Raw genomic sequence first — 4248 nt, 5'->3', positions numbered from 1 at the left:
GACACGCTCGCCGAGGTGACCTCGTCGTTGTAGGGGCAGGACGTCTTGTTGATCTACTTCGTCAAGGTCGAGTGCGCCGCGCTCGGCCACCTGGCCAAGGAGATCGAGACCTTCATCGCGAGCGAGGCCGGCAACGGTCGCCTCAAGGTGGAGCGCGGCCTGCTCGCCACCGCCCTCGAGGACGCCAACGCCATCGTCGGGCACATGATCAACGACCTGATGTCGGCCGACGCGTCGGCCGAGGGCGGCGACCTGCGCAACATCTACAAGGTGGGGCTCAACACCTCCCGCCTGCTGATGGCCCTCGGTGACGTGGTCTGCGGTTGGCTGCTGCTGCGTCAGGCCGAGGTCGCGCTGCAGAAGCTCGACGCAGAGCCGGGCAAGGACAGGGCGTTCTACGAGGGAAAGGTGGCCGCCGCGCAGTTCTTCGCGCAGACCAATCTGCCGCGCCTGACCGCGGAGCGGGCCATCGCCGAGGGGATCGACCTCGCGCTGATGGACCTCGACGAGGCTGCTTTCTGAGTCGAGTCTGCGTCAGCTCGTCCATGGAGGATCCCCGGATATCCGGGGATCCTCCTGCTGTGCCACCCAAGCATTGGTCACGAAGCGTGAGTTTCGGGGGCCAGGCCTGGCGGCGTACGGCGACATGACACCTGTCATGGACAGGTCGTGACACCTCCCCCCGGGCTCGGTCGGCTCGCCGACGCAGGCTTGAGCCATGACCACACCAGCCATCCGCGCCACCTGCCTCCGCAAGACCTTCCGGTCCACCGACGGCGGTGAGGTCGTCGCCGTCGAGCGGGTCGACCTGACGGTCGAGCGCGGCGAGATCGTCGCCTTCCTCGGTCCCAACGGCGCCGGCAAGACCACCACCGTGGACATGCTGCTCGGCCTGACCTCGCCCACCGCCGGCACTGTCGAGATCCTCGGGATGACTCCGCGCGAGGCCGTCGAGGCCGGCCGCGTCTCGGCGGTCATGCAGACCGGCGGACTGCTCCCCGACTTCACTGTCGGCGAGACCGTCGAGGCGATCGCCGCGCTCCACGGCCGGCTGGACCGGGTGGAGGAGGTGATCGAGCGCACCGGCCTCACCGCCGTTCGTGGGCGCAGGGTGCAGGCGTGCTCCGGTGGTGAGCAGCAGCGGCTGCGGTTCGCGCTCGCGCTGATCCCCGATCCGGACGTGATCCTGCTCGACGAGCCCACGACGGGAATGGACGTCGCCTCGCGGCAGGCGTTCTGGGACACCATGCGCGCCGACGCCGCGACGGGCCGCACCGTCGTCTTCGCCACCCACTACCTCGCGGAGGCCGACGCCTTCGCCGAGCGGACCGTGCTCATGGCCCGCGGCCGCATCGTCGAGGACGGGCCGACCGCAGACGTGCGCGCCGCCTTCGGTGGCCAGACCGTCTCCTTCACGCCCCCGGCCGATGTCGTACGCCGCAACGGGATCGACGACGCCTGGCTGGCCCGCGTCCGGGCCGCCCTGGCGCCGCTCGGCGTCGACGGGATCGAGGTCGCCAGCGCCAGCCTCGAGGCCGCGTTCCTGGCCCTGACCGGCGACGAGCCGGCCGAGAGGCCCAGCGCCGCACTCTCCCTCGAGACCATCGGAGCCGTGCGATGACGAGTCCCACCACCCATGCGGGGCGCACGACCGGGCCCGCGACCGTGCCCCCGACCTGGTCCCGACTGGTCACCTACGCCCGCCTCGACCTGCGCCGCCAGCTGCGCGACCGGCTCGCCATGTTCTTCACCGTCGGGCTGCCGGCGTTCATGTACCTCGTCTTCGGCCTCGGCTCCGACGACGCCGTCGGGAGCGGCAACGTGTCGGCCTACGTGATGATCTCGATGGCGGCGTACGGCGCGGTCAGCGCCACCACGAGCACGACCGGCTCGGCCGTCACCGAGCTCGTCATGGGCTGGGGGCGTCAGCTGTCGCTGACCCCGATCCGGCCGTTGCAGGTCGTGGTCCTCAAGGCCGGCATCGCGATGACGGTGGCCGCGGTGCCGATCGCGCTGATCTACGCCATAGGCGTCGCGACCGGTGCCCGCGGTGACCTCGGCGACTGGGCCGGATCGGCCGCGATCGTCTGGGGAGGCTCCGCGATGTTCGCGATCTACGGACTGGCCGTGATGACCCTGTTCCGCACCCAGAGCGCCATCGGCGTCGCGTCCGGGTCGATCGTGGTGATGGCCTTCCTGGGCAACATCTTCAGCCCGATGAGCGGACTGATGCTGGACCTCGGCCGGTTCACCCCGCTGTACGGCTACGCCGCGCTCGCGCGCTACCCGCTGACCGACGGCTGGTTGCCGTCCGGGGGACACGACCCGCTGTGGCTGCCGATCGCTAACGTGATCACGTGGACGATCATCTTCTCAGGCCTGGCGGTGCTGGGCGTGCGCCGGGGACGGGAGCGGGTGTGAGCGACTGCCCGACCGAGGAGGGCCCCGCCAACCCCTGGGAGCGCTGGGGGTGGGCGTTCGCGGCGATCTGGCTGGTCTTCCTCGTCTACCCGATCACCGCGACGCTCGAGGCCGACGTGCCGACCAGTTGGCAGGTCGCGACCGGCGCGTGCATCCTCGGCTTCGCGGTGAGCAACGTGCTGGGCTATCGCGTGGTGGCCGCTCGCGCGTGGGCGGCCCTGGGGATGATGGTTGTCTTCGCACTGGCGACCGTGCCCGTCATCGGGATCGAGGCGGTGGCGTTCACGCCCTACCTCGGGATGCTCGCGGCCCTCCGGCTTCCCGACGCGTGGTGGAAGTGGGCGACGCTGGTCGCGGTGCTCCTGCCGTTGGTGTCGTTGGCAGGGCCGGACTGGTTCCCGGCGTGGTTCTTCCTGATGGTCTGGCCGATCATGCTCGGCGGCGTGCTCATCCGGGTCTTCGGCGACAAGGCGCAGGAGGTCACCCGGACCCGGAGCCACCTGGCGCTGGTCGCCGAGCGCGAGCGCGTGGCCCGCGACGTGCACGACGTGCTCGGCCACTCGCTCACGGCGCTGTCCATCAAGGCCGAGCTCGCGGCGCGGCTGATCGACGTCGATCCGGACCGCGCCAGGGCCGAGCTCGTGTCGATCCAGGAGACCGCTCGGCAGGCGCTTGCCGAGGTCCGGTCCACGGTGGGTGGCCTGCGTGCGGCCAACCTCGAGGCCGAGCTGGCCGCCGCCCCCCTGGTGCTGGCCGACGCCGGGATCGAGACGTCCCTGACCGGCACGGTCGCCGACACCGATCCTCGGCACCGCGCGCTGCTGGCGTGGGTGCTGCGCGAGTCGGTGACCAACGTGGTGCGACACGCCCGGGCCACCCAGGTCGACGTCGAGCTCCGTTCCACCGGTCTCGTGGTGGCCGACGACGGTGCCGGCTTCGCGGCAACCGGCGGCCATGAGGGCAACGGCCTGCGCGGCATGCGCGAACGAGTGTCGGCGGCCGGTGGCACACTCCAGATATCGGGGGGCCCCGGGACTCGCCTGGAGGTCGTGCTGCCGTGATCCGGATCCTGCTGGCCGACGACCAGGCCCTCGTCCGCGGTGCCCTTGCCGCCCTCCTCGACCTCGAGGCCGACCTCGACGTGGTCGCCCAGGTCGGCCGTGGCGACGAGGTCGTCGTGGCCGCCCGTGAGTCCGGGGCCGAGGTCTGCCTGCTCGACATCGAGATGCCCGGGCTCAGCGGCATCGAGGCCGCGGCTCTCCTCAGGACCGAGCTTCCCGACGTGCGCTCGCTGATCGTGACGACGTTCGGCCGCCCCGGCTACGTCCGACGCGCGCTCGACGCCGGGGCCGCCGGCTTCGTCGTCAAGGACACTCCGTCCAAGCAGCTCGCGGACGCCGTACGCCGCGTGCACGCCGGGCTGCGGGTGATCGACCCGGACCTCGCGGCAGAGTCACTGATGGCCGGCCCGAGCCCGCTCACCGCGCGCGAGGCCGAGATCCTCACCCTGTCCCTCGACGGGTCGCCGGTCGCCGCCATCGCTGCCCGCGCCCACCTGTCCGAGGGCACGGTCCGCAACCACCTGTCCGCGGCAATCGGCAAGACCGGCGCCACGACCCGGGCCGAGGCGGCCCGACTCGCGCAGGCCAACGGCTGGTTGTGACCCCTCAGACGTCGCGGCGCTCTTCGACCACGGTCGTGTGCGTGCGGCTGCGGGTGGCGATCAGGCCCAGGACGATGCCGAGCGCACCGGCCAGGATCAGGATCCAACCGACCGTGGAGGTCGCGACCATGTCGTCGACGGAGGCCGGCAGGTCGACCGCTCCG

General features: G+C 71.5%; 5 protein-coding genes. All 5 read left to right on the top strand.

The genetic code is table 11. From position 1 onward, the window contains the following. Nucleotides 1–45 precede the first annotated feature (45 nt). The 5 genes from RMO85_RS11065 (at nucleotide 46) to RMO85_RS11045 (ending at nucleotide 4084) form a co-directional block, all read left to right on the top strand. A complete protein-coding gene (locus tag RMO85_RS11065) occupies nucleotides 46–522 on the top strand; it encodes an acyl-CoA dehydrogenase C-terminal domain-containing protein (RefSeq protein ID WP_310528778.1) in 477 nt (158 codons plus the stop codon). Nucleotides 523–718: 196 nt separating this feature from the next. Then, nucleotides 719–1621: an ABC transporter ATP-binding protein gene (locus RMO85_RS11060; RefSeq protein WP_310528777.1), complete on the top strand. Its 903-nt coding sequence runs from the start codon at nucleotides 719–721 to the stop codon at nucleotides 1619–1621. Then, nucleotides 1618–2421, top strand: coding sequence for an ABC transporter permease (locus tag RMO85_RS11055; protein WP_310528776.1), 804 nt, complete (start codon nucleotides 1618–1620; stop codon nucleotides 2419–2421). Before RMO85_RS11060 ends, RMO85_RS11055 begins: the two co-directional genes overlap by 4 nt. Further along, nucleotides 2418–3482, top strand: a complete 1065-nt coding sequence (locus RMO85_RS11050) for a sensor histidine kinase (protein WP_310528775.1) — start codon at nucleotides 2418–2420, stop codon at nucleotides 3480–3482. The genes RMO85_RS11055 and RMO85_RS11050 overlap by 4 nt, the downstream gene beginning before the upstream one ends. After that, nucleotides 3479–4084 (top strand): response regulator transcription factor, encoded by a 606-nt coding sequence (locus RMO85_RS11045; protein ID WP_310528774.1) that lies wholly within the window; start codon nucleotides 3479–3481, stop codon nucleotides 4082–4084. The genes RMO85_RS11050 and RMO85_RS11045 overlap by 4 nt, the downstream gene beginning before the upstream one ends. Nucleotides 4085–4248: the final 164 nt, after the last annotated feature.

The organism is Nocardioides sp. (assembly GCF_031422975.1).
In the GTDB taxonomy this organism is placed as follows: domain Bacteria; phylum Actinomycetota; class Actinomycetes; order Propionibacteriales; family Nocardioidaceae; genus Nocardioides.
This window is presented reverse-complemented; position numbering and strand designations above follow the sequence as displayed.